The sequence below is a fragment of the Streptomyces sp. NPDC104106 genome (genome assembly GCF_055584345.1).
Genome location: NZ_JBVJMF010000014.1, coordinates 132,582 through 157,269, shown reverse-complemented (window position 1 = coordinate 157,269; position 24,688 = coordinate 132,582). Strand labels below are relative to the sequence as shown.

General features: G+C 74.0%; 16 protein-coding genes and 2 pseudogenes. 12 read left to right on the top strand and 6 right to left on the bottom strand.

Going from position 1 to position 24,688, the window contains the following annotated elements; genetic code table 11:
* The first annotated feature begins 73 nt into the window (after nt 1-73).
* The 5 genes from ACZ60X_RS29345 (at nt 74) to ACZ60X_RS29325 (ending at nt 11,083) form a co-directional block, all read left to right on the top strand.
* Nucleotides 74-1,780, top strand: a complete 1,707-nt coding sequence (locus tag ACZ60X_RS29345) for a glycerol-3-phosphate dehydrogenase/oxidase (RefSeq protein WP_469604705.1) — start codon at nt 74-76, stop codon at nt 1,778-1,780.
* 191 nt (nt 1,781-1,971) lie between these two features.
* Complete coding sequence (locus ACZ60X_RS29340; RefSeq protein WP_469604702.1) at nt 1,972-4,080, top strand: serine/threonine-protein kinase; 2,109 nt, start codon at nt 1,972-1,974, stop codon at nt 4,078-4,080.
* Between the two features lie 163 nt (nt 4,081-4,243).
* Nucleotides 4,244-7,114: a protein kinase gene (locus ACZ60X_RS29335; RefSeq protein ID WP_469604700.1), complete on the top strand. Its 2,871-nt coding sequence runs from the start codon at nt 4,244-4,246 to the stop codon at nt 7,112-7,114.
* 142 nt (nt 7,115-7,256) lie between these two features.
* Nucleotides 7,257-9,032, top strand: a complete 1,776-nt coding sequence (locus ACZ60X_RS29330) for a serine/threonine-protein kinase (protein ID WP_469604697.1) — start codon at nt 7,257-7,259, stop codon at nt 9,030-9,032.
* A 116-nt stretch (nt 9,033-9,148) separates the two neighbouring features.
* Nucleotides 9,149-11,083, top strand: a complete 1,935-nt coding sequence (locus ACZ60X_RS29325) for a serine/threonine-protein kinase (RefSeq protein ID WP_469604694.1) — start codon at nt 9,149-9,151, stop codon at nt 11,081-11,083.
* 56 nt (nt 11,084-11,139) lie between these two features.
* On the opposite strand, the pseudogene ACZ60X_RS29320 reads toward ACZ60X_RS29325, so the two are convergent.
* Nucleotides 11,140-11,544, bottom strand: a pseudogene (locus tag ACZ60X_RS29320) (helix-turn-helix transcriptional regulator); the annotation flags it as partial.
* On the opposite strand from ACZ60X_RS29320, the gene ACZ60X_RS29315 reads away from it, so the two are divergent.
* From ACZ60X_RS29315 to ACZ60X_RS29305, 3 genes are all read left to right on the top strand, one after another.
* A complete protein-coding gene (locus ACZ60X_RS29315; RefSeq protein WP_469604921.1) occupies nt 11,540-12,400 on the top strand; it encodes a serine/threonine-protein kinase in 861 nt (286 codons plus the stop codon). The pseudogene ACZ60X_RS29320 and the gene ACZ60X_RS29315 sit on opposite strands and share 5 nt — an antisense overlap.
* Nucleotides 12,401-12,536: 136 nt before the next feature.
* Complete coding sequence (locus tag ACZ60X_RS29310) at nt 12,537-14,150, top strand: succinic semialdehyde dehydrogenase (protein ID WP_469604693.1); 1,614 nt, start codon at nt 12,537-12,539, stop codon at nt 14,148-14,150.
* Between the two features lie 44 nt (nt 14,151-14,194).
* Nucleotides 14,195-16,000: a GMC oxidoreductase gene (locus ACZ60X_RS29305; protein ID WP_469604691.1), complete on the top strand. Its 1,806-nt coding sequence runs from the start codon at nt 14,195-14,197 to the stop codon at nt 15,998-16,000.
* A gap of 646 nt (nt 16,001-16,646) precedes the next feature.
* On the opposite strand, the gene ACZ60X_RS29300 is transcribed toward ACZ60X_RS29305, so the two are convergent.
* Entirely contained in the window at nt 16,647-16,931 is a 285-nt protein-coding gene (locus tag ACZ60X_RS29300) for a chorismate mutase (RefSeq protein WP_469604918.1), read from the bottom strand.
* A 323-nt stretch (nt 16,932-17,254) separates the two neighbouring features.
* On the opposite strand from ACZ60X_RS29300, the gene guaA reads away from it, so the two are divergent.
* Nucleotides 17,255-18,835: a glutamine-hydrolyzing GMP synthase gene (guaA, locus tag ACZ60X_RS29295; protein WP_469604687.1), complete on the top strand. Its 1,581-nt coding sequence runs from the start codon at nt 17,255-17,257 to the stop codon at nt 18,833-18,835.
* Between the two features lie 12 nt (nt 18,836-18,847).
* Here the strand turns inward: guaA and ACZ60X_RS29290 are convergent, their stop codons facing one another.
* Nucleotides 18,848-19,330, bottom strand: a complete 483-nt coding sequence (locus ACZ60X_RS29290) for a pyridoxamine 5'-phosphate oxidase family protein (protein ID WP_469604685.1) — start codon at nt 19,328-19,330, stop codon at nt 18,848-18,850.
* A 139-nt stretch (nt 19,331-19,469) separates the two neighbouring features.
* Here ACZ60X_RS29290 and ACZ60X_RS29285 point away from each other — a divergent pair, with 139 nt between their 5' ends.
* On the top strand, nt 19,470-20,264 hold the full coding sequence (locus tag ACZ60X_RS29285; protein ID WP_469604682.1) for a class II aldolase/adducin family protein: 795 nt from the start codon (nt 19,470-19,472) through the stop codon (nt 20,262-20,264).
* A gap of 189 nt (nt 20,265-20,453) precedes the next feature.
* Here the strand turns inward: ACZ60X_RS29285 and ACZ60X_RS29280 are convergent.
* A pseudogene (locus ACZ60X_RS29280) lies at nt 20,454-20,785 on the bottom strand (DUF4429 domain-containing protein); the annotation flags it as partial.
* A gap of 190 nt (nt 20,786-20,975) precedes the next feature.
* On the opposite strand from ACZ60X_RS29280, the gene ACZ60X_RS29275 reads away from it, so the two are divergent.
* Both ACZ60X_RS29275 and ACZ60X_RS29270 read left to right on the top strand, forming a co-directional pair.
* Nucleotides 20,976-22,256: a hypothetical protein gene (locus tag ACZ60X_RS29275; RefSeq protein ID WP_469604680.1), complete on the top strand. Its 1,281-nt coding sequence runs from the start codon at nt 20,976-20,978 to the stop codon at nt 22,254-22,256.
* Between the two features lie 173 nt (nt 22,257-22,429).
* Nucleotides 22,430-22,954 (top strand): DoxX family membrane protein, encoded by a 525-nt coding sequence (locus tag ACZ60X_RS29270; protein ID WP_469604677.1) that lies wholly within the window; start codon nt 22,430-22,432, stop codon nt 22,952-22,954.
* A 23-nt stretch (nt 22,955-22,977) separates the two neighbouring features.
* Here ACZ60X_RS29270 and ACZ60X_RS29265 read toward each other — a convergent pair whose 3' ends face one another.
* Entirely contained in the window at nt 22,978-23,187 is a 210-nt protein-coding gene (locus tag ACZ60X_RS29265) for a hypothetical protein (RefSeq protein ID WP_469604674.1), read from the bottom strand.
* Nucleotides 23,174-24,619 (bottom strand): PspC domain-containing protein, encoded by a 1,446-nt coding sequence (locus ACZ60X_RS29260; RefSeq protein WP_469604672.1) that lies wholly within the window; start codon nt 24,617-24,619, stop codon nt 23,174-23,176. Before ACZ60X_RS29260 ends, ACZ60X_RS29265 begins: the two co-directional genes overlap by 14 nt.
* Between the last annotated feature and the right edge of the window lie 69 nt (nt 24,620-24,688).

Sequence of the window (24,688 nt, the reverse complement as noted above, 5' to 3'; positions counted from 1 at the left end):
AGGAGGGGATGAACCGGGCTTCGCCCGCCGGGTGCGGCCGACGCGAGCGAGTGTGCGACAGCGGGAGGCAGCGGTGAGGACAGCGAATCTGGGGCCGGAGCAGCGCGCCGAGGCACTGGCGGCGATGGCGGAGCGGGAGCTGGACGTGCTGGTGGTCGGCGCCGGAGTCGTCGGCGCCGGTACGGCGCTGGACGCCGTCACGCGCGGTCTGTCCACCGGCCTGGTCGAGGCCCGGGACTGGGCGTCGGGCACCTCCAGCCGCTCCAGCAAGCTCGTCCACGGCGGCCTGCGCTATCTGGAGATGCTCGACTTCGCCCTCGTGCGGGAGGCGCTGAAGGAGCGCGGGCTGCTGCTGGAGCGGCTTGCCCCGCACCTGGTCAAGCCCGTGCCGTTCCTCTACCCGCTGCAGCACAAGGGCTGGGAGCGGTGGTACGCGGGTTCGGGCGTGGCCCTGTACGACGCGATGTCCATGGCGCGCGGTCACGGCCGGGGCCTGCCCCTGCACCGGCACCTGACCCACCGTCAGGCCCTGCGCGTCGCCCCCTGCCTGAAGAAGGACGCACTGGTCGGCGCCCTGCAGTACTACGACGCCCAGGTGGACGACGCCCGCTTCGTGGCCACCCTGGTGCGCACCGCCGTGTCGTACGGTGCGAAGGCGGCCAACCGGGCGCGCGTGACCGGGTTCCTGCGCGAGGGCGACCGGGTCGTCGGCGCGCGCGTGCGCGACGTCGAGGGCGGCGGGGAGTACGAGATCCGCGCCAAGCAGGTCGTCAACGCCACCGGGGTGTGGACCGACGACACCCAGGCCATGGTCGGCGAGCGCGGCCAGTTCCACGTCCGCGCCTCCAAGGGCATCCACCTCGTCGTGCCCAAGGACCGCATCCACTCCACCACCGGCCTCATCCTGCGCACCGAGAAGTCGGTCCTGTTCGTCATCCCCTGGGGCCGGCACTGGATCGTCGGCACCACCGACACCGACTGGGACCTCGACAAGGCCCACCCGGCCGCGTCCAGCGCCGACATCGACTATCTGCTGGAGCACGTCAACTCGGTGCTCGCGGTCCCGCTCGGCCGCGACGACGTCCAGGGCGTGTACGCCGGTCTGCGCCCACTGCTCGCCGGGGAGTCCGACGCCACCAGCAAGCTGTCCCGCGAGCACACGGTCGCGCACCCCGCGCCGGGGCTCGTGGTCGTCGCGGGCGGCAAGTACACCACGTACCGGGTGATGGCCCAGGACGCCGTCGACGAGGCGGTGCACGGCCTGGACATGCGCGTCGCCGACTGTGTCACCGAGGAGACCCCGCTGCTGGGCGCGGAGGGCTACCAGGCGCTGTGGAACGCGCGAGCGCGCATCGCCTCCCGTGCCGGGCTGCACGTGGCCCGCGTGGAGCACCTGCTGAACCGGTACGGCTCCCTGGCCGAGGAGGTCCTCGACCTCGTCGCCGCCGACCCGGCCCTCGGCAAGCCGCTGCCCGGCGCCGACGACTACCTGCGCGCCGAGGTGGTCTACGCCGCCTCCCACGAGGGCGCCCGGCACCTGGACGACGTCCTCACCCGCCGTACGCGCATCTCCATCGAGACCTTCGACCGGGGCACGCGCAGCGCCCGAGAGGCGGCCGAGCTGATGGCGCCGGTCCTCGGCTGGGACAAGGGCCAGATAGAGCGCGAGGTCGAGCACTACGAGAAGCGGGTGGAGGCCGAGCGCGAGTCCCAGCGCCAGCCCGACGACCTGACGGCGGACGCTGCCCGGCTGGGGGCGCCGGACATCGTGCCGCTGTAGCGCCGGCCCGCGGCGTCCGCCCGGTCCTGAAGCCGGGTCAACGGCGTGCCCGCGCGGGTGGCTTCGGACCTTTTGCAGCCCCTCATCCCGATAAGCGGAACGACGGCTTCAGGTGGGCACCCTGGGCGTCGGGCACTTGTCGGGTGAGAGACAATGGAGGCTCTGTCAGGGCGGGTTGCATGAGGGGACGCATGTCGGAGGCGGAGCGGGCGGGCACTTCTCGTCAGGAGACTCGTCAGGACAAGAGCGAGCGTCGTCTCCTCGCCGGGCGGTACCGGCTGGGAGACGTGCTGGGCCGCGGCGGCATGGGCACGGTCTGGCGGGCCGAGGACGAGACCCTGGGCCGGACGGTCGCCGTCAAGGAACTGCGGTTCCCGTCGAACATCGACGAGGAGGAGAAGCGGCGCCTGATCACGCGCACCCTGCGCGAGGCCAAGGCGATCGCCCGGATCCGCAACAACAGCGCGGTGACGGTCTTCGACGTGGTCGACGAGGACGACCGGCCGTGGATCGTCATGGAGTTGGTGGAGGGCAAGTCCCTCGCCGAGGTCATCCGCGAGGACGGCGTCCTGGAGCCGAAGCGCGCCGCCGAGGTCGGGCTCGCCGTCCTCGACGTGCTGCGCTCGGCGCACCGCGAGGGCATCCTGCACCGGGACGTGAAGCCGTCCAACGTGCTCATCGCCGAGGACGGCCGGGTCGTGCTCACCGACTTCGGCATCGCCCAGGTGGAGGGCGACCCGTCCATCACCTCCACCGGCATGCTCGTCGGCGCCCCGTCCTACATCTCCCCGGAGCGCGCCCGCGGCCACAAGCCGGGCCCGGCCGCCGACCTGTGGTCGCTCGGCGGCCTGCTGTACGCGGCGGTCGAGGGCTCCCCGCCGTACGACAAGGGATCGGCGATCGCGACGCTCACCGCGGTGATGACCGAGCCGCTGGAGGAGCCCAAGAACGCGGGCCCGCTGCGGGACGTCATCTACGGCCTGCTCACCAAGGACCCGGCCAAGCGGCTCGACGACGCCGGCGCCCGGGCCCTGTTCAACGAGGTCATCCACGCGCCCGCACCGGAGCCGATGGACGCCACGCGCGTGGTGCCGCTGCCGCCGCAGCCCGGACCGGCCGAGGGCAGGCGGGGTGAGGAGGCCGCGGAGAAGCTGCGCGGCGCGCTGCGGTCGGTCCGCAAGGCGGCCGGAGCCGCCTCCGCCGCGGCCGCGACCCGGACGAAGAGCGGCGGCGGCGCGAGCACGCCGGCCACGGCCGGTGACGCCGCGGGCGCCCGCGGTGCCGCGGGAGCGGCGAGTGCGAGCCGTCCCGCCGGTACCAGCGGTTCGACGGGCGGGCGCGGTACGACGGGTACTGCCGGGAGCACCGGCGCGGTCGGCTCCGCCGCCCCGGGCGGTGCGCGGCCCGGCTCCGCCGGCGGCCCGGCCGGCGTGCCCGGCGCGCGGTCGGCCGGCCCGGCGCAGGGTGCCGCGGGCGGGCCGAACTCCGGCGCGGGCAAGCCGAGTTCGGGCTGGCCGGTGATGCCGCCGCCGGACCTGGACCTGCCGCCGCGGCCGGTGCCGAGGGCCCCGCTGACCGACGTGGTGCCCAGGCGTACCCTGGTCGTCATCGCCGTGGTGGTCGTCCTGGCCGTGCTCGGCACCGTCCTGGCCTTCGCGCTGAACGGCGACGACGGCAAGGACACCAACGGCGGCGGAACCAAGGCCGCGGTGAGCGCGAGCGCGTCCGCCAAGGAGGACCGCGCGACGGACGGGACGAGCCCGTCGGCGACCGGTACGGCGTCGGGCGCGGACGCGAAGGCCGACGGCGGCGCGAGCGCGTCCGCCACCGGATCGGGCGCCCCCGGCGCGAAGGACGAGGGCAGCGCGCCGGCGGTGTCGACCCGCAAGGGCGGCCAGGGGTACGCGATCGGACTGCCCAAGGGCTGGTCGTACCGGACCAGCGACGGCGCCGGCGACCGCTACACCGGGCCGGACGGGCAGAAGCTGCTGGTCGCCTGGACGACCACGCCCAAGGACGACCCGGTGGCGGACTGGCAGAACCAGGAGCGCTCCATGGTGCGCTCCCAATACCACAAGGTCCGCATAGAGAAGGTGGACTACCGCAGCTGGAACACCGCCGACTGGGAGTTCACCTACGTCGACGGCGGTACGCAGTACCGCACCATCGACCGGGGGTTCGTGGTCAACGGCCACCTCGGCTACGGCCTGATGTACACCGCGAAGGCCGCGGACTGGGACAGCGCGCTGCGCAAGGACACCTGGAAGACGCTGACGGACTCCTTCGAGCCGAAGTCGTGATCCGCGCCCGGTGGTTTACGGCGTCACAATCCGGCATCCGCTCAATGCGGGTTGCCTCCGGCACGTATCGTGAATGGTCGCGGACCGTACGCAGCCGCATGCGGGTGCGAAACGGGCCGCGAGGCGAACGGATGTGACCAACCGGGCGGCCGGGGGAGGCAACGTGGACGACTACGCGGGTCGGGTGCTCGCCGACCGCTACCGCCTGCCGCTGCCGCCGTCCGACGCGTACGAACTCACCGAGACGCGCGCCTTCGACACCTACAGCGGACAGGAAGTCCTCGTCCGGCAGGTGCCGTTGCCCGAGGTCGTCGAGGCCGAGGTGCTCGACGCGGAGGGGCTGCCCGAGGGGTTCACGGCGCGCGAGCGCGGGGCCCGGCGGACGGCGCCGGACACCCGTACGGCGACGCGCCGGCCGGCCGACCCCGCCGTACGGCGCGCCGTGGAGGCCGCGCAGGCGGCCGCCCGCATCCCCGACCATCCCCGGCTGGACCAGGTCTTCGACGTCTTCGCAGAGGGCGGCTCCCTGTGGATCGTCAGCGAGTGGGTCGCGGCGCGCCCGCTGTCCGCGTTCCTCGCCGAGCAGCCGCTGTCGCCGTACCGCGCGGCCGAGGTCGCCTCCGACGTGCTCATGGCACTGCGGGTGCTGCACGCCCACGGCTGGGTCCACCGCAACATCACCGCGCGCACCGTGCTGGTCTGCGACGACGGACGCGTGATGCTGACCGGCCTCGCGGTCGGCGCGGCGGAGGAGGCGCTGTGCGGGTACGACCCGGTGCCGGGGGAGGACGGGGAACCGGGCGGGATCGTGCCGGCGGCCCCGGCGGTGGAACGGCCGGCGCCGGCCACCGGCCCCGGTCCCTTCGGTGGCCCGGCCGGTGGCTTCCCGTCCGCCGACGCCGATCCCGAGGCCGCGCGCCGGGCCGCGATCCAGGCCCGGGCGGCCCGGGCGGCCGGCGGCCTGCCGGGGCCGAACGGCGCGTCGGGCGGTGCCGGCGACGCCGGGCGGGCCGACGGTCCGACCGGGCGGCAGGCGCCTGCGGCAGGGGGCGACGGGTCGAGCGGGGCGGTCGGGTCCGGCGATGGCGGCGGGGCGAGCGGGGCGGACATCCGTGCCGCCCGTGCCGGGGCCATCGCGGCGTACCGCGCGGGCGCGCGTGCCGCCGCCCGCGTCCAGGAGTCCCGGGAGGCCGTACGTCCCGCCCTGCCCGGCGCCCGCCCACCCGCCGAGGACGGTGCCGGCGCCGGGCAGGCCGGCGACGCGGGGCGGTCGGCGTACCCCGGCGGACCCGGCACTGCCCCGGCCGGCCGCATCACCGCGCCCTACGGCGTCCAGAGCACCCCCTGGTACGCCGGCGCCGACGACACCCCTCCCGCCCTGGGCGGCACGCCCCCGGCGCCGGACGGCACGGTTCCTGCGCCGGGCGGTGCGGTCCCGATCCCCGGCGGTCCTGGCCAGGCCCCCGGCGGCAGGAACCCGGCCGTCGGCGGCACCGTTGCGCGTGCCGGTCTGGCACCCGTGGAGCCGCGCTCCGGACGCCCGGTGGTTCCGGGCCAGGCGGCGGGACCGGTGCCGGGGGGCGGTGCCGGCCGTGGTTCCGGTGAGGCGGTGCCGGCCCTGCCCAGGGCGGCCGGTGGGCCCGGTGACGGCCCCGTCCAGGGCCACGGCGCCTCGGAGCCGGCCCACGTCCCCGCCGCCCCCCGCTGGGACGCCCCCGGCGCGCAGGCCGGGGCCCGGCGCGGTCCGGTGACCGCGCTGGCCGCCGAGCGGGCACGGCAGGTCCGCATGACCGTCGTCGGCCCGGTGACCGAGCGATGGGCGCCGGAGCAGGCCGGGCCCGTGCACGAGAACTGGCAGCTGGCGGCGCCGATCGGACCCGCGACCGACCTGTGGGCACTCGGGGCGCTGCTCTTCCGCGCCGTGCAGGGCCACGCTCCGTACCCCGAGGAGTCGACGGCCGAACTGGTGCAGCTGGTGTGCGCCGAGCCGCCCGCCTTCGCCGAGGAGTGCGGCCCGCTGCGCCCGGTCGTCGAGTCGCTGCTGCGCCAGGACCCCACCGAGCGGCTGGACTTCGAGGAACTGAGCGGCTGGCTGCGGTCCTTGGTGCGGTCCGCGCCCGAGCCCGACGCCGGTACGCATGTGGTGCCCGTCCCGCCCGCCGACCCGCGCCGGCTGCCGGTCGTCCGGCGCCGCGGCGAGCTGGTGCGGCTGCGGCGCCGGCGCGTGCGGCCCCCGCAGGGCCAGCCGCACGGCCGGCACAAGCGGGCCCCGGAGCGGTCCCGGGAGCGGCTGCGCGAGGACGCCCGCGAGGCGAGCCGTTCGCCGCGCGGCCTCGGCCGGACCCTGCTCCTGCTGATCCTGCTCCTGCTGGCCGGCGCGATCGCCTACGCGATGCTGTTCATGCCCAAGCAGGGGCACGGCGGCGCGGCGGGCGCCGGCCGGACCGGCAGCGCGGGCGAGGCGAGTCCCGCCCCGTCCCGTACCCAGCAGCTCTCCGCCGGGCAGTCCGCGGACGGTGGGCCCTCCGCCTCCGCACCCGCCACCGGGACCCAGACCCAGACCGGCGGCGCCCCGACCGTCGCCGACGGCTTCACCCTGCGCACCGACCCCGACAGGTTCAGGATCGCCGTGGCCCAGGGGTGGGAGCGCACCCCGAAGAACGGCAGCGGGCAGATCGTGTACGCGCACGGCGACTTCGAGCTGATCGTCGTACCGGGCAGGGACAGCGCGGCGGCGTACGGCGGTGACCCGATGGCGTACCAGCGGGACAAGGAGAGCGAACTCCAGCCGTACCGCGACTCCAGCTGGGCCACGGCCACCGGGCTGCGCACCATCGAGGTGGGCGGACGGACCATGGCCGAGGGGCAGTTCACCTGGACCGACGGGCAGGGCAGGGACCTGTTCGTGCGCAACATGGCGATCCTGCTGAACGGCCGCTACCACATCATCCAGGTCCGCGGTCCGGAGTCCGACCGGGACACGGTGAGCCGCCTGTACGAGCAGGCCACCGCGACGTATACGTACACCGGTTGAGTACGCGGGGTGACCGACGGGAGGCGGCCGGGCGGGCGACAAGCGTCACAGTGCTGTCACCTTGGCACCCCGCTGGTTCCCTGGGGGCAGGCCGGTCCTTAGTCTGACCCTGTCAAGAGCATTGCGGGGCAACGTGAATCAGATGCAGGGCCTGCTCATAGCGGGCCGCTACCGGCTCGCCGATTCCATCGGCAGCGGCGGCATGGGCCGGGTGTGGCGCGCCCACGACGAGGTGCTGCACCGGACGGTCGCCGTCAAGGAGTTGACCGCGGCCCTCTACGTCTCGGACAGCGACCAGGCCGTGCTGCTCGCCCGTACCCGGGCCGAGGCCCGCGCCGCCGCGCGCATCAACCACTCCGCCGTCGTCACCGTGCACGACGTCCTCGAACACGACGGCCGCCCCTGGATCGTCATGGAGCTGGTCGAGGGCAACTCGCTGGCCGACGAGGTCAAGGAGCGCGGACGCGTCGAACCGCGCGAGGCCGCGCGGATCGGCCTGTGGGTGCTGCGGGCCCTGCGCGCCGCGCACAAGGCCGGTGTGCTGCACCGGGACGTCAAGCCCGGCAACGTGCTCCTCGGCAAGGACGGCCGGGTCCTGCTCACCGACTTCGGCATCGCCCAGATAGAGGGCGACACCACCATCACCCGCACCGGAGAGGTCGTCGGCTCGGTCGACTACCTCGCCCCCGAGCGGGTGCGCGGCCACGACCCGGGCGCGTCCTCGGACCTGTGGGCGCTCGGCGCCACGCTGTACACGGCGGTCGAGGGCCGCTCGCCCTTCCGCCGCACCTCACCGCTGAGCACCATGCAGGCGGTCGTCGAGGAGGAGGCCGACGAGCCGCGCCACGCCGGTGTGCTCGGCCCGGTCATCTCGGCCCTGCTGCGCAAGGAACCCGAGCGGCGGCCGAGCGCCGAGGAGGCGGAGCAGTTGCTCGCGGAGGCGGCGGAGGGCGGCAGGCCCGACGCGGCACAGGCCTACGTCCCGACCCAGAACTCGGCCCTGCGCACCGCTGCCACCACCACCGTGTCCGGCCTCGGCGACGGTACCGGCACCGGGGCCTCGGGCTACGGCCCGGGGGGCTCCGCCAACGGGTACGACGCCTCCGCGAACGGGTACGGCACCGGCGCGGTCGCTTCCGCCCACGGCGCCCCAAAGGCGGCGGGCGCCGGCCGTTCGATGACCGGCCCGACGGCCGTGGCACCCCATCCGCCGACCGGGACGACGGGCTCCAGGGGCCGGGGCGGCGCGGGCCGGCCCCGGCGCCGGCTGCGCACCCTCGCCCTCGTGGTCGCCGTCGCGGCCGTGCTCGGCGGCGGTGCGGCGGTCGCCTACCAGGAGTGGGGCGGCTCGGAGCAGAACACCGGGGCGAGCGGCGGCGCGGGCCCGGCCGCGACCCCCTCCGGGGGCGACACGAGCACGGCGGTCCCCGACGGCACGATCCCCGCCAGCTGGGTGCAGTACCACGACCCGCTCGGCTTCAGCCTCTCCCTGCCCAAGGGCTGGACGCGGAAGGTCTACGAGGTCAAGGGCCCCCTCAAGCAGATCGACTACACCCCGGACGGCGGCAAGCACTTCGTCCGCATCGCCATCGACAGCTCCCCGGACTTCGCCACCCCCCTGCAGCACCAGCAGGACCTGCAGCAGCAGCTCCAGCGGCTGGTCGACTACAAGAACGTGCAGATGAAGGAGAACATCTACCGCGACCGCAGGGGCGCGCTGTGGGAGTACACCTGGACCGCGCTGAAGAAGGATCCGCCGTTCGTCGCCGGGCCGCGGCACGCGATCGAGGAGACGTACTTCTCGCGCGCGGGCGTCGAGTACGCCCTCTACATGTCGACGCCGGCCGCGGACTGGGAGCGCACCAGCAGACAGTTCAAGTGGGTGCTGCAGAGCTGGCAGCAGCCGGCCAACGGCTGAGGGCCGCACCGCGGTTCCGCCGGTGGCCGACACGGCCGAAAAACGCTGGTCCATCGGCTGTGCTTGGCTGATCGGCACCCCGGAGCGGATGGGCCCGGTGCGGCATGATGGGGCGCATGGGGACCGAGGGCGCCGACTTCCGGGTGATCGCGGGCCGTTACCGGCTGGAGGCACGCATCGGGCGCGGCGGCATGGGCGTCGTGTGGCGGGCGAGCGACCAGTTGCTGGGCCGGCAGGTCGCGGTCAAGGAACTCCTGCCGGACGACTCGCTCCCGGACGACGACGCGCGGCGCCGCCGGGACCGTACCTTCCGCGAGGCGCGGGCGGTCGCCCAGCTGCGCCATCCGCACATCATCGTCGTCCACGACGTCGTCCAGCACGACGAACGGCCCTATCTGGTAATGGAGTTGATCGAGGGCGGCTCCCTCGCCGACCGGATCGCCCGGGACGGTCCGGTCGACGCCGCCGAGGGCGCCCGCATCGGTATCGCCCTGCTCAGCGCGGTGCGCACCGCGCACGAGGCGGGGGTGCTGCACCGGGACATCAAGCCCGCGAACGTGCTGATCGAGTCCGGCACCGGCCGGGTCGTGCTCACCGACTTCGGCATCGCCCAGGTGGAGGGCGCCACCACGCTCACCGAGACGGGCTCCTTCGTCGGCTCGCCCGAGTACACCGCGCCCGAGCGGATGTCGGGGGTGCGCACCGGGCCGGAGTCCGACCTGTGGTCGCTGGGCGCGCTGCTGTGCACGGTGCTCAGTGGCGAGTCGCCGTTCCGGCGCGACTCGATCGGCGGCATCCTGCACGCCGTCGTCGCCGCCGAGATCCGGCCACCCGCCGAGGCCGAGCCCCTGCTGCCCGTCGTACGGGGGCTGCTCGAACGCGACCCCGACCGCCGGCTCGGCGCGGCCGACGCCGAGCAGATGCTGCGGGCCTACCTGCGGACGGGCCGGACCCCGCAGGCCCCGGGCCCGGCCGATACGGCGGGCGGTGCGGCGGGCGGCGCGGCCGGTGTGCTCGGCCACTGGATCGGCGGCGGCCGTACGGGGCGGCCGGAAACGACCGGCGGCCGCACGACGAGGTCCGGAGCGCCGGGCGGGCGTACGGGGTGGCTCGGGCTGCCGGGCGGGCGTGCGGGCAACCCGCCCGGCGAGCCGGACGTGCGCGACGCGCCGGACGTCCCGGATGTGTCAGGCGTGCCCGGTGCGCCTGCCGTGCCCGGGGGCGCTCCCGGCGTGACCGACGTGCCGGGATCCCCCGGCGGGCCGGACCTGGCAGCCCTCTACGACCTCCCCGAACCCCCTGGCACTCCTGGCACTCTCGGCCCCCCCGGTCATCCTGATCTGCCCGGCCCGCCGCCCAGGACCGCCACGCGCGGGACGCTGATCGCGGCGGTACTCGTCGCCGCGCTGACCGGAGCCGGTGTGTCGGCCGCCCTGTTGCTGCACGGGGACGGCGGCGGGGGCGGCGGCAGCCCCGGTGGTACGGCGACGTCCCCGGCGACCGGCACCGGTGCGAGTCCGGGCTCCTCAGCGCCGGCCACGACGACCGGCCCGGTGCCCTCCACCACCCGCCCGACGGCCACCGGCCCGTCCGGTGCGCACCCGGCGCCCTCCGGCTACCGCACGGCCCGGGACCCGGCCGGCTTCTCCCTCGCCGTGCCCGCGGACTTCACCCGCAGCCCGCAGGGCGAGCGCGTCTTCTACCTCTCGCCCGGGGAGACCTTCCGCCTGGGCATCAAGGTCGCCGGCCCCCAACCGGGCGGCCCCCAGGGCGTGATGGAGCGGTCGGCGGCCGACGGGCCGGACACCAACCCCGGTTACCACGACGGCCGGGTCACCCGCACCACGCACGCCGGACACCCGGCCGCGCTCTGGGAGTTCAGCTGGGACGGCTACAGCGCGCAGGAGGGCCCACGGCACACCTACGACCTGTGCTGGGAGGAGTCCGGGCGGCTGTACGACGTGTGGGTGTCGGCACCGGTCGGCAAGGTGCACGAGGCGCGGGAGTACTTCGACGTGGCCCTCGACACCTTCTCGCCCACGCCTTCCTGACCGGTCCTCTCCTTGTCCGGGACCGGCTCCTCGCTCGCTGCCGGACCCGCTCCTCCTCAGGTGTGGAGCCGGCGGTAACGGCCCGGCGTGATGCCGAACTCCCTGCGGAAGGCGTGCGAGAGCGCGTACGGGCTGCCGTACCCGGTCTCGCGGGCCACCGTCGCGAGCGGTGCGTCCGTCGCGCGCAGCCGGCTCGCCGCCAGAGTCAGCCGCCACGAGGTCAGGTACGCCATCGGCGGGCGGCCGACCAGGGCGGTGAAGCGGCGGGACAGGGTGGCGCGGGAGACGCCCGCGCGGGCGGCCAGCAGGGCGTTCGTCCAGGGTGCGGCCGGCGCGGTGTGCAGGGCGCGCAGGGCGGCGGCCGTCACCGGGTCGGCCAGGGCACCGGGCCAGCCCGTGGTGCGGGCGCGGGCCGCCCAGGCGCGGATCATGTAGACCAGCAGCAGGTCCAGCAGCATAGGGGGCCGCTACCGGCTCGCCGGGCGCCTCGGGTCCGGGCCCGCCGGAACCGTCTGGCGCGCTCTGGACGAGGAAGCGGACGAGGTAAGGCGCCAGGTCGCCCTCAAGGAACCGCTGCTGACGGGTGATCCGGCCGGCGACGAGGGCAGCCGCCGGATCGCCCACCGGCTCTCCACGGAGGCCCGCGCCGCCGCCCGCGTCCGCCACCCCTGTGCCGTCACGGTGCTGGACGTCGTCACCGAGGGCCATGTCCCCTGGATCGTCATGGAGTTGGTGGAGGGCGAGTCGCTGCGCGAAGTGCTGCGGCGCGGACCGCTGCCGCCCGCCGAGGCCGCCCGGATCGGGCTCGCCGTCCTCGGTGCCCTGCGCGCCGCGCACGCCGTCGGGATCGTGCACCGGGACGTCAAACCGGCGAACGTCCTGCTGGAGTCCGGCACCGGCCGGGTGGTCGTCACCGACTTCGGGACGGGTGACGGGCACCCGGGCGAGGCACCCGCCGGGTTCGTCGCCCCCGAGCGTGCCGCGGGCCCCGGCGCCGGTCCGGCCTCCGACCTGTGGTCCCTGGGCGCGCTGCTGCGGGCAGCGGTGGGCGAGGACACGGACCCGGCGCGGCTCGGCGCGCTCGGCCCGCTGCTGGAGCGGCTGCACGCCGCCGAGCCGGAAGCGCGCCCCGGCGCCGCCGAGGTCGCCACGGCACTCCGCGACTACCTGGGGCTCGCCCCCGTACCGGAGCCGGAGCACGCCCCCGAGGCCGTACCCGCCACCGCCACCGCGGCCACCTCCGGCCCGGCCCCGCGCCGCCGCGCTCCCCGCACCGCGCTCGGGCTGCTCCTGGCGAAAAAGGCCGGACTCGAATGATCGTTCTGTTCGGCGGAATGTCAACGGCCTGATCAGCGCATTCACTGCCAGTGATCACTGGCGGTGTGTGTGCAGGTCGTGAATCCCCGTTACCGACGGGTACACAAAGCCTGCGCTCCGGCATACCCTGCGCCTCATGACGGACACGCAGGCCTCGGACATCGCCGGTACCAACCCCCTCGCGCCCGCCCCCGAGGGCGCCCGCACCGCCGCCGACGTGGTCACCCCGGAACTGGTGGCCCGGCTCACCAAGGGCGTGGCCGGCTCCGGCCGGACCGCCAACCACACCCCGTTCACCGGCGAGAAGCTGGCCGACCTGCCCGAGTCCACCCCCGAGGACGTCGAGAAGGCCTTCGCGGCCGCCCGCACCGCGCAGTCCGTGTGGGAGAAGACCCCGGTGCGGCAGCGCGCCGCTGTGCTGCTGCGCTTCCACGACCTGGTGCTCCAGCGGCAGGCCGAGGTCCTCGACCTCATCCAGCTGGAGACCGGCAAGGCCCGGCTGCACGCGCACGAGGAGGTGCAGGCCGTCGCCGTCGCGGCCCGCCACTACGGCCGCACGGCGCCCTCGTACCTGAGGCCGAAGCGGCACACCGGCGCCATCCCCACCCTGACCAAGGTCACCGAACTGCGCCACCCGCGCGGGGTCGTGGGCCAGATCGCCCCCTGGAACTACCCCCTGGAGCTGTCCGTCGGGGACGCCCTGCCCGCCTTCGTGGCCGGCAACGCGGTCGTGATGAAGCCGGACACGGAGACCTGCCTGACCGCGCTGTGGGCGCGAGACCTGCTGATCGAGGCGGGCCTGCCCGAGGGCGTCTTCCAGGTCGTCCTCGGCGAGGGCCCGGTCGTCGGCCCCGAGGTGGTCAGGCACGCCGACTACGTCTCCTTCACCGGCTCCACCCGCACCGGCCGCGAGGTCGCCCAGGGCGCCGCGGCCCGGCTGGTGGGCGTCTCCCTCGAACTCGGCGGCAAGAACGCCATGCTGGTCCTCGACGACGCGGACATCGAGAAGGCCGCCGCCGGTGCCGTACGCGCCTGCTTCTCCTCGGCGGGCCAACTGTGCATCTCCATCGAGCGGTTGTACGTCCACGAGTCGGTCGCCGACGCCTTCCTGGAGCGCTTCGCCGCCCGCACCCGGGCCATGCGGCTCGGCAACTCCCTCGCCTACGGCGCCGACATGGGCTCGCTGGTCGGCGAGCGCCAGCTGAAGACCGTCGAGCGGCACGTGGCGGAGGCCGTGGCCAAGGGCGCGAAGGTGATCGCGGGCGGCACGGCGCGCCCGGACATCGGCCCGTACTTCTTCGAGCCCACGATCCTCGACGGCGTCGAGGACTCCATGGCCGTCTGCGAGGAGGAGACCTTCGGCCCGGTCGTCTCGGTCTACCGCTTCGCCTCCGACGACGAGGCGGTCGAGCGCGCCAACGCCACGCCGTACGGCCTGAACTCCTCGGTCTGGACGACGAACGCCCGGCGCGGCCGCGAGGTCGCCGCCCGCCTGCGCACCGGCACGGTCAACGTCAACGAGGGCTACGCACCCGCCTACGGCAGCGTCCAGTCCCCGATGGGCGGCATGAAGGACTCCGGTCTCGGCCGCCGCCACGGCTCCGAGGGCATCCTCAAGTACACCGAGGCCCAGACGGTGGCCCAGCAGCGGCTGCTGCCGATGGCGCCCTCGCTCGGGATGGACGACGCGAGCTACGCGGCGTTCATGAGCCGGAGTCTGAGGCTGATGAAGGCCTTCCGCTTCCGCTGACCGATCCCTGTCCCCGAAAAGCCCGTTCTCGACGAGGAGAGCACGTGTCGCAGGAGAAGTCTGTCCAGACCCGGGACGAGGACGGGTACGACTACGACGTCATCGTGGTCGGATCGGGATTCGGCGGCGCGGTGAGTGCCCTGCGCCTGACCGAGAAGGGATACCGGGTCGGCGTGCTGGAGGCGGGCCGCCGCTTCACCCGCGAGAGCCTGCCCCGCAACTCCTGGGACCTGAGGAACTACCTCTGGGCCCCCCGGCTCGGCCTCTTCGGCATCCAGCGCATCCATCTGCTGGGCAATGTGATGGTGCTGGCCGGCGCGGGCGTCGGCGGCGGCTCGCTGAACTACGCCAACACCCTCTACGTACCGCCGCAGGCCTTCTTCGACGACCCGCAGTGGCGGGACATCACCGACTGGCAGCAGGAGCTGCAGCCGTACTACGACCAGGCCCGGCGCATGCTCGGCGTCCGGCTGAACCCGACGATGACGCCGTCCGACGTGCACCTGAAGGCGGCGGCCCAGCGGATGGGTGTGGGCGACACCTTCCACCTCGCCCCGGTCGGCGTGTTCTTCGGCGACGGCGAGGACGCCGACAAGACGGTGCGGGCGCGGCCGGGGGAGCGGGTGGCCGACCCGTACTTCGGCGGGGCCGGGCCGTCCCGCACCGCCTGCACAGAGTGCGGCGAGTGCATGACCGGCTGCCGGCACGGCGCGAAGAACACCCTCAACGAGAACTACCTCCATCTCGCCCAGAAGGCCGGCGCGGTCGTCCACCCCATGACGACGGTCGTGTCGGTCACGGACGACTCGCGCGGCGGGTACGCGGTGGCGACCCTGCCCACGCACCGCAGGAGGAAGGGCGAGGGCCGCCTGTTCACCGCCCGCAGGGTCGTCCTCGCGGCCGGCACCTACGGCACCCAGACCCTGCTGCACCGGATGAGGGCCGGCGGCCAGCTGCCGTACCTCTCCGCCCGGCTCGGCGACCTGACCCGGACCAACTCCGAGGCGCTGGTCGGCGCGCAGACCGACAACCGCCGCTACCGCAGGGCCCACGGCACGCCCAGGGCCGACTTCACCCAGGGCGTCGCGATCACGTCCTCGATCCACCCGGACGAGAACACGCACATCGAGCCGGTCCGGTACGGCAAGGGTTCCAACGCGATGGGCGGCCTGTCGATCCTCCAGGTGCCGTACGCGGAGGGCTCGTCCCGCGTGCTGGCGTGGCTGGCGAACGCGGCCCGCCACCCGATGCTGGTGGCCCGCTCGCTGTCCAACCGGCGCTGGTCGGAGCGGACCATCATCGGCCTCGTCATGCAGTCGCTGGACAACTCCCTGACGACGTACCTGAAACCGGACGGAGTCGGCAAGGGCCTGCTCACCGCCCGCCAGGGTCACGGCGCCCCCAACCCCAAGCAGATCAAGGCGGCGACCGAGGCCGCGAGCGCACTCGCCGCCGAGATCAACGGCTTCGCGGGCAGCAACGTCGGCGAGCTGATGGGCACCCCGCTCACCGCGCACTTCCTCGGCGGCTGTCCCATCGGCGACTCGCCGGAGACGGGGGTCATCGACCCGTACCACCGCCTCTACGGTCACCCCGGCATATCGGTCGTGGACGGCGCCGCGGTCTCGGCGAACCTGGGAGTGAACCCCTCGCTGACGATCACCGCGCAGGCCGAGCGCGCGATGTCCTTCTGGCCGAACAAGGGCGAGGAGGACCCGCGTCCGGCGCCGGGAGCGGCGTACGAGCGCCTGAAGCCGGTCGAGCCGCTGTCCCCGGCGGTCCCCGCGAACGCCTTCGGCGCGCTGCGCCTGCCGTTCTTGGGGATACCGGCGGTACCGCCGAAGAAGTAACCGGCGCGAGGGCCCGCGAGGACGGACCTCGCGGGCGTGCGAAGAGGGACCTGCGTCCCCCTCCGAAAGCAGGTCCCCCTTACGACTCGGCAGGTTTGATCAGCGAGGAGTGTGAAGGGTTGCCCGCAGGACGCGCGCTTTTCGTGTGACCTGAGTCACTCGCGGTGGACGGGTCCTTGTGGCAGGCCGAAGGGCCCCGCGGGACGGAGTGGCCGCGGGGCCCTTCGCTCGGTCAGCACCGACGTCAGGGCTGCGTCGGTGCCGGGGAGCGGCGCTGGGGGGCGCGCCGCTGGTCCGGTGACGGGGGAGGTGCCGTGGTGCCGTGCTCCGCCGGCTGCGCGGGGACTCGGGGCGTGCGCGCGCACCGTGCGATCCGGCACCGGCGTAGATGTGCAGTTTTTCCGCCGGTCGGCCCCGGGCGTCCCCGGAGCCGACCGTTCTCTTGGGTGACCGGGCTGCTGTCCCCTGCCGTCCGGTCACTTCTCCGGAGCGAGGTCCCACGGCGTACGGCACGACCCGTACGCCTCATCGCTCCAGCGAGCCACGCGTGGTTCTGTCGGGCCCGCCCCTGGCTGGCACGGACACCCCCTCAACGAAGCGGTGCGCGGGCCGGTCACGCGCCGTACGGGTGAGACGTCGCTCGAATTCAGATGCGACCCCGGCACAGTTCGAGCAGGGTCATGGCGAGGGAGGTGCCGGGCTTGCCGAGGGCCTCGCGGTAGCGGCCGAGGATCTCCATCTCGCGGGAGAGGTGCACCCGCCGCCCGCCCGAGGCGATTCGGGTCTGCTGGACGACGGCGGAGACGGCCATCCGCTCCTGGATGAGGCCGATGATCCGGTCGTCGAGCACGTCGATGCGTTCCCGGGCGTCGGCGATGGTCTCTTCCGGTGTGGTGGTGGTCATGCTGGGCTCCTCGGTGATCTCGGTGATCTCGGTGATCTCGGTGAGATGGGTGGGGTGCCCCGGAACGCCGCGACCCGGAAAACGACAGGCGCCCCGGGCCTTGTCGGCCCGGGGCGCCTGGGAAGTCGCTTGGCGGTTCGCTCAAGCAGCACGACCATGGCAGCCGGCGGGCCGGATGCCATAGGTAAAGACGAAGGTCGCGTGCTGAAGCATGGCGTCAGTATGCCACGGCGCCTCGGGGCCGAGGGTCCGGGTGCCCGGACGGGCGCCCGAGGACGTCCGGGTCACCCGCGGCCACCCCGGTAGAATCGGTGAACACAGACCCCCGCCCGACCACCAGAAGGCACCCCGTGTCATCAGCGAACCCCGCTGCCGCCGCCCCCGACACCGTCCTGGTCGTCGATTTCGGTGCGCAGTACGCCCAGCTCATCGCCCGTCGCGTCCGCGAGGCGCGGGTCTACAGCGAGATCGTGCCGAGCACCATGCCGGTCCAGGAGATGCTCGCCAAGAACCCCGCGGCGATCATCCTCTCCGGCGGCCCCTCATCGGTCTACGAGGAGGGTGCCCCCCGCCTCGACCGCGCGCTCTTCGAGGCCGGCGTCCCCGTCTTCGGCATGTGCTACGGCTTCCAGCTCATGGCGCAGGCCCTCGGCGGCACGGTGGACAACACCGGCGCCCGCGAGTACGGCCGTACCGACCTGCACGTCTCCAAGTCGGCCTCCACCCTCTTCGAGGGCACCCCGGCCGAGCAGCACGTGTGGATGTCGCACGGCGACGCCTGCTCCGCCGCCCCCGAGGGCTTCACCGTGACCGCGTCCACGGACGTCGTCCCGGTCGCCGCCTTCGAGAACGACGACAAGAAGCTCTACGGCGTCCAGTACCACCCCGAGGTCATGCACTCCACGCACGGCCAGCAGGTGCTGGAGCACTTCCTGTACCGCGGCGCGGGCCTGAAGCCGGAGTGGACGACCGGCAATGTGATCGAGGAGCAGGTCGCCGCGATCCGCGAGCAGGTCGGCGACAAGCGCGCCATCTGCGGCCTGTCCGGCGGCGTGGACTCCGCCGTGGCCGCAGCCCTCGTGCAGAAGGCCATCGGCGACCAGCTGACCTGCGTGTACGTCGACCACGGTCTGATGCGCAAGGGCGAGACCGAGCAGGTCGAGAAGGACTTCGTGGCCTCGACCGGCGTCAAGCTGGTCGTCGTCGACGCCGAGGAGCGCTTCCTCGCCGCGCTGAAGGGTGTCTCGGACCCCGAGGAGAAGCGCAAGATCATCGGCCGTGAGTTCATCCGCGTCTTCGAGCAGGCGCAGGCCGAGATCATCGCCGACGAGGGCCCGGCCGTGGAGTTCCTCGTCCAGGGCACCCTGTACCCGGACGTGGTGGAGTCCGGCGGCGGCACCGGCACCGCCAACATCAAGTCGCACCACAACGTCGGCGGCCTGCCCGAGGACCTCGAGTTCCAGCTGATCGAGCCGCTGCGCAAGCTGTTCAAGGACGAGGTCCGCATGGTCGGCCAGGAGCTGGGCCTGCCGGAGGAGATCGTCCAGCGCCAGCCGTTCCCGGGTCCCGGCCTCGGTATCCGCATCGTCGGCGAGGTCACCAAGGAGCGCCTGGACCTGCTCCGTGACGCCGACGCGATCGCCCGCGAGGAGCTGACCGCGGCCGGCCTGGACCGCGACATCTGGCAGTGCCCGGTGGTCCTGCTCGCCGACGTCCGCAGCGTCGGCGTCCAGGGCGACGGCCGCACCTACGGCCACCCGATCGTCCTGCGCCCGGTCTCCTCCGAGGACGCCATGACCGCCGACTGGTCCCGGCTGCCGTACGACGTCCTCGCCCGCATCTCGACCCGCATCACCAACGAGGTCCGGGACGTAAACCGCGTCGTCCTCGACGTGACCAGCAAGCCCCCGGGCACCATCGAGTGGGAGTGACCCCCCCGGCCCCTACGCGCGCTTGAGCGTGCGCAGGGGCTCACCGGGCCGCCAGACCTGGACGACCAGATACCGCTCGTCCTCGACGTAGGTCCGCACGACCTCCGTCAGCTCGGTACGGAAGAGGTGGAACGGCTGCGGCGGTTCCACCTCTTTCGCGTACCCGGACTTGCGCTCGCCCTCGACCTCGTACGCCCGCCCGGCGATCCGCACGTCCCCGCCCTGCATGCCGGTGCCCCCGCCGGGATTCGCCTGGAGCGCGAAGCGCGGATCGCGCAGCAGGTCGAAGGCCTTGCGTGAGCCCGCCATCATGCCGAGCCACAGCTCGCCGTGGCGGAAGTCGGCCTCCAGCCCCGAGGTGCGCGGCGAACCGTCCGCGCGCAGCGTCGCGAGCACATGGTGCCGGTGGACGCCGAAGCGCTCCTCGGTGATCCGCGCCAGCTCCGGTTCGGCGGAGACGAAGGCTCCCCAGCTCATCGGTGTCACAGGTGTCATACGCGCAGTCTCACCGGCAAACCGGACATCCTCTGTCGTGAATTCGCTGCGTACGTCATCTTTGCAAAACAGCTCTGCCCTTTTGCGCTGACCGGCGGTAACTTCCGGCCCGTACCGCAATTCCAGCGCTGGAGGACCTATGCACGGGCCGACCCCGCCCCTGCCGCTGCCCACCGACCAGCTCCGGTTCGCCATGCCGCCGATGCACGACTCGGTCGAGGACGAACGCCGGCACCGCAAGGAGCGCCTGGCCGGAGCCCTGCGGATCTTCGGGCGCAGCGGCTTCGAGGACGGGGTCTCGGGCCACATCACCGCGCGCGACCCGGAGTTCACCGACTGCTTCTGGGTCAACCCGTTCGGGATGCCCTTCAGGCACGTCACCGTCAGCGATCTCGTCCTCGCCAACCAGGACGGCCAGGTCGTCGAGGGCCGCTACCACGTCAACCAGGCCGCGTTCACCGTCCACGCCCAGGTCCACGCCTCCCGCCCCGACGTCGTCGCCGTCGCCCACTGCCACTCCGTGTACGGCCGCGCCCTCGCCGCCCTCGGTGAACTGATCGACCCGATCACCCAGGAGAGCTGCGCCTTCTACGAGGACGCGGCGCTCTACGACGCCTACACCGGCGTCACCGTCGACGCCGAGGAGGGCCGCCGCATCGCCGCCGCCCTCGGCTCCCGCAAAGCGCTGGTACTGCGCAACCACGGACTGCTCACCGTCGGCGACTCGGTCGACGCGGCGGCCTGGTGGTTCCTGTCCATGGAGCGCTCCTGCCAGGTGCAGCTCACGGCGCGGGCCGCCGGGCGTCCGGTCCTGATCGACCACAAGCTGGCCGTCGCCACCCGCGAACAGCTCGGCGGCGACCTCGTGGCCTGGATCAACTACCAGCCGCTGTGGCAGGACATCAGCCGCAGCGAACCCGACCTGCTCAGCTGACCCCGGGCGCTGCTCGGCCGAACCCCGCGGCCCGGCCGCCTCGGTCATCGCGAACTCCTCGTCCCTGCGCACCCGTCTCGGTGCGGCTCGCCCGACTCCCGCGGTCTGCCCGGCAACACGTCATGGAGGCCGGCCGGCGCCGGTACGCCCGCGGGGGCCTGCCGCGGCCGTCGCCGGCACCGCCCGTGCGAGCAGCAGTACGTGACGGATCTCCTCCGCGACGATCTCCGCGCCCCCCCCCGAGCGGCCGGCGCCCACCGCCGGCCGACAGGGCCGGCCGGGCCCGGCAGTCGGCCGCCGGTCGCCTGGAGCAGCGGGTCGGCGCCCTCGCCTATCCGCATCCTCAGCCGGCCGCGCCTGCGCTCGGACTCGTGGACGACGCCCGCCACCGCCTGCAGTGGCTCGGCGATCTCCCCGTACGTCTGCCGGACCAGCGGCACCCAGCGGTGCGGTCCCGGGGCGATCCGGATCGTGCAGGCGTCGAAGGCCCCGGCCCCGTCCCGCCCGATGATCTCGGCCATGAGGGGATTCTCCCCGCCGGGTCAACACGCCGGTCCCCGCTTCACCCGCCCTGACCCGGCCCGGCGAGCCCGGACGGCCCGCCGTAGGGCACAATTCGCAGACGACACAAAGGAGTTGCACGGTAGCGGGACGGCCTGCCGAGGGGCCGCCGGCCGTGTCGACACGTCGTGGGGAAGGCGGGCGTCCGGCGTGGCGGTGCAGGAGGCGAGACAGGACACGGGTGCCGACGGGGCCCATGAGGGCGGCTGCACCTGTGGTGACTGCCCGCGCGGCGCGCGGGAGGGGCATCGCCGGGCCGTCGCCGCGTTCCTGCGCCGACGTGACGAGTTCGCGGCCGGGCAGGGCCTGCCGGCGGCCGTGGCCCACTCGGCTTCGGCGTCCCGCCAGTGGGTGTCGGAGGAACTGACCCAGCGCGCGGAGGCCGTCGCGGAACGCGGCCGCGCCGAGGGCGAGGCGTGGCTGGCCGCGCTGTGGCTGCGCACGGTGGTCGCGGTGTGGGGCGCGGTCGTCGCCCTGCTGCTCGGCGAGGCGCTCACCGCGATCGGCGCGGGCTGGACCACCGCGCGCACCGCGGCCCTGCTCGCCGCACTGGTCGTCGCCGTCGCCCTGACCACGGCCTGCCGGCTCCACCGCGCCCGCGGCGGCGCCCTCGCCCCGCTGATCGGCGAGGACAACCGGCTGTCCACCTCCCGTACCGTGGCCGCCGCTTGGGTGCTGCTCGTCGGCTACGCCGTCCTGCTGCTCGCCGCCCGGCTCGCCGCCGCCTCCGATCACGCCGGACGGGACGCGTTGATCTCCGGCCTCGACCTCGCGCGCGGCATCGGCGTGGTGACCGTCCTCGCCGTGGTGTGCGGCATCGCCGTCCTGGTCCGCCGGGTGGTGAGCCTGCGCATCCTCGCCCAGCGGCTCCAGAAGGTCCCGGCCCACCGTCCGCGCGCCGCCGACCTGCTCACCGACGACTCCGGCCGGGGCGCCTTCAGCGACATCCAGTACGTCGTCATCAGCGGCGTCGCCCTGCTGTTCGCCGCCGTACGGCTCGCCCGCCGCCCCGACCAGCTCCCCGACCTGCCCTGGGGGCTGGGCGTCATCGTGCTGATCTCGGCCGCGACGTACCTGGCCGGCAAGTACGCCGAGGGCGGCCGCCCGGTCGTCCTCTCGGTGGTCCGCGCCCGGGAACCCGGCGACCTGGACGGGCCGATCCGCACCGGCGACGACATCGAGATCCGCGGCGCGGGCTTCGTCCCGCCCGGCGCCCGCACCGCCGACCGGCTCTCCCGCATGGTGGTCCGCATCGGCACCGTCGACGTGCACGTCCCCCTCGTCCCCGTCACCGGCGGCTTCCGCAATCCCACCGACACCGTCCTGACCGTCCCCGTACCGGCCGAGGTGGAGCCCGGCGCCGTGGAGGTCCAGGTGGTCACCGCGGCCGGGGTGGCGACCAACCGCCACCCGGTCCAGGTGACCGAGTAGCCCGGCTCCCTGCCGCCGCGCCGCCGTCTTCTTCGTCACCGTCCTCCTCCTTTCCTCGCCACACGCGCACCCGAAATCCGGAAAAGCTCCGGCCGGGGATTGAACCGGCCCCAGTTGTCATACGTATCGTCGAGTGAGGGGCGGGCACGGTGGGCGAGAGGCGGCTGGCGACGATGACCCATGGCATTCGGACGGACACGCACATGAACCGGCTGAACGGCCCCCGCGGCTGGCGCGACAACGCCACCCACTACGCCCTGCTGCCGCTGCGCGTCTTCCTCGGCGTCACCTTCATCTACGCCGGCCTGGACAAGCTCACCGACAGCGCCTTCATGAAGTCCGGCGGCGCCGGCTCCATCGGCGACACCATGCGCGCGGCCCGCGACTCCTCTGCCATCCCCGCCCTCGTCGACCTGGCCCTGAAGAGCCCGGTCAGCTTCGGCTACGGCATCGCCCTCGGTGAACTGGCCGTCGGCATCGGCACCCTGCTCGGCCTGCTCGCCCGGCTGGCCGCGCTCGGCGGCGCGCTGATCTCGCTCAGCCTGTGGCTGACCGTGAGCTGGGCGTCGACCCCCTACTACTACGGCAACGACCTCGCCTACCTGATGGCCTGGCTCCCCCTGGTCCTCGCCGGCGCCCCCTACCTCTCCCTCGACGCGGCCTGGCGATCCCGTCGGCGGCAGGGCGGCTACCGGTAGCCCGGGGCGGCGGCCCGCCGCCGTCAGCCGCTCTCCGCGCCGCCGCGTCTGCGTATCGCCCGCGCCACGCCCCCGGTCACACCGGCCAGGACCAGGCCGCCCACGACCAGCGGGACGATCGCGGACCAGCGCGTCTCCCACAGCCCGCCCGCGTCTCCCGCGTAGACCACGCCGGCGGCGGTGAGGAAGAGTCCGGCGACCAGCCTCCCGGGCTGGAACTCATGACGCAGCACGGCTGACCTCCACCTGTCCCACACCGACCCCGAGCCTGAGGTCGAGCGTCCCGGTGTCCCCGGCGCCCCTGGCGGGCGTCAGTGTCACGTTCCGGAGCCTGCGCGGCTGCACGTCCACGTCCCTTCTGCTGTCCCCCGGCAGCCGGATGTCACCGACTCCCACCTCGATGTCCATGCGCACGGTCCCGCCCGCCGGGAGGATCACCCTCAGCTGTCCCGCGCCCACATGGGCGTCCGTCGTGACCGTCCGCCCCTTGGCCGGGCGCACCCGCGTCAGATCCAGGGTGCCGCGGCCGGTGCCGAGGTCGTAGCGCTGCTGCACCTGCGCCGTGGCCGAGGGGGTCCAGGAGGTGTCCCTCCAGTGGGTGGTGATGTCCTTGGGCATGGCCGTCGCCCCGGCGAGCAGCGCCGCCGTGACGAGTGCCAGGAACACCGTCCCCGCACCCGTGCGCCCCAGGAAGGCGCTGGTCGCGAGGCCCAGGCCGAACACCGCCAGCGCACCGGCGAGGCCGGTCTGGAGGCTGGTGCCCAGCGGGTGCGTGTCCCAGGTGAGCCCGGTGCCCAGGCCGCCCGCCACCAGGGCGAGCAGGAACACCCAGCCGCCGATCCAGCGCGGCCCGCGCGGTCTCGGGGGCGCGGCGGGCCGCGGCTGTACGGAACCGGAGTGCGGCCACGGTGTGGCGAGTCGGACGTCGACGACCGAGGTCAGGTCCCGCTCGCGGGCATCACCGGGCCCCCACAGATAACCCGTGCCGCCGACATGGGTGCCGTCCTTGACGATCGGATCGCGCCACCAGGAGAGGTAGGCGGTGACGACCGGGGGGGCCTGGGCCTCCGGCGGGGCATCGGCGACGGCCTGCGCGGCGAGGGGGTCGGGGTCTGTGGCGCCTCGGCGCCGCGACCAGTACCCGGCGCCCGCGAGCAGCAGGGAGAGCACCGCGGCGAAGGTCAGCACCCCGCCGTTTCTCAGCATGGTCAGGAAGATGCCACAGCCGACCAGGGCGAACAGCACGGCGGCGAGCGCCTGTCCGTCGACCCGGCCCGTCAGGAGCTTGCGCAGCTCGTTCTCTTCCTCGTCCTCGTACGGCACGAGGAGCCAGACGAAACCGTAGAAGATCAGGCCGATGCCGCCGGTCGCGGACAGCACGGCCAGGGTGATCCGGAAGATCACCGGGTCCATGTCCGTCTGCCGGCCCAGGCCCGCGCACACGCCCGCGATCATCTTGTGCCGGCGGTCGCGCCGGAACCGCTCGAAGACCGTGGCGGCCTGCTGGTCCTGCTCCTCTTCCCGGGTGTGGGCGTCGGTGCCGGGGCCGGCCGCTCCCGTCTTCCGCGTCGCGGCGGGCCCGGCATCCGTCGGTCCGGTGCCCGGGGCCGGGCGCGGGCCGGGGCCGGGTCCCGGACCCGTCGCGGCGTGCTCGTGATCCGTCATGCGTCCATGGTGACGGCCCGCCCGCCGCGGCGGCAGTCGGGACGACCCTGGGCGAACCCTGAAATCGGC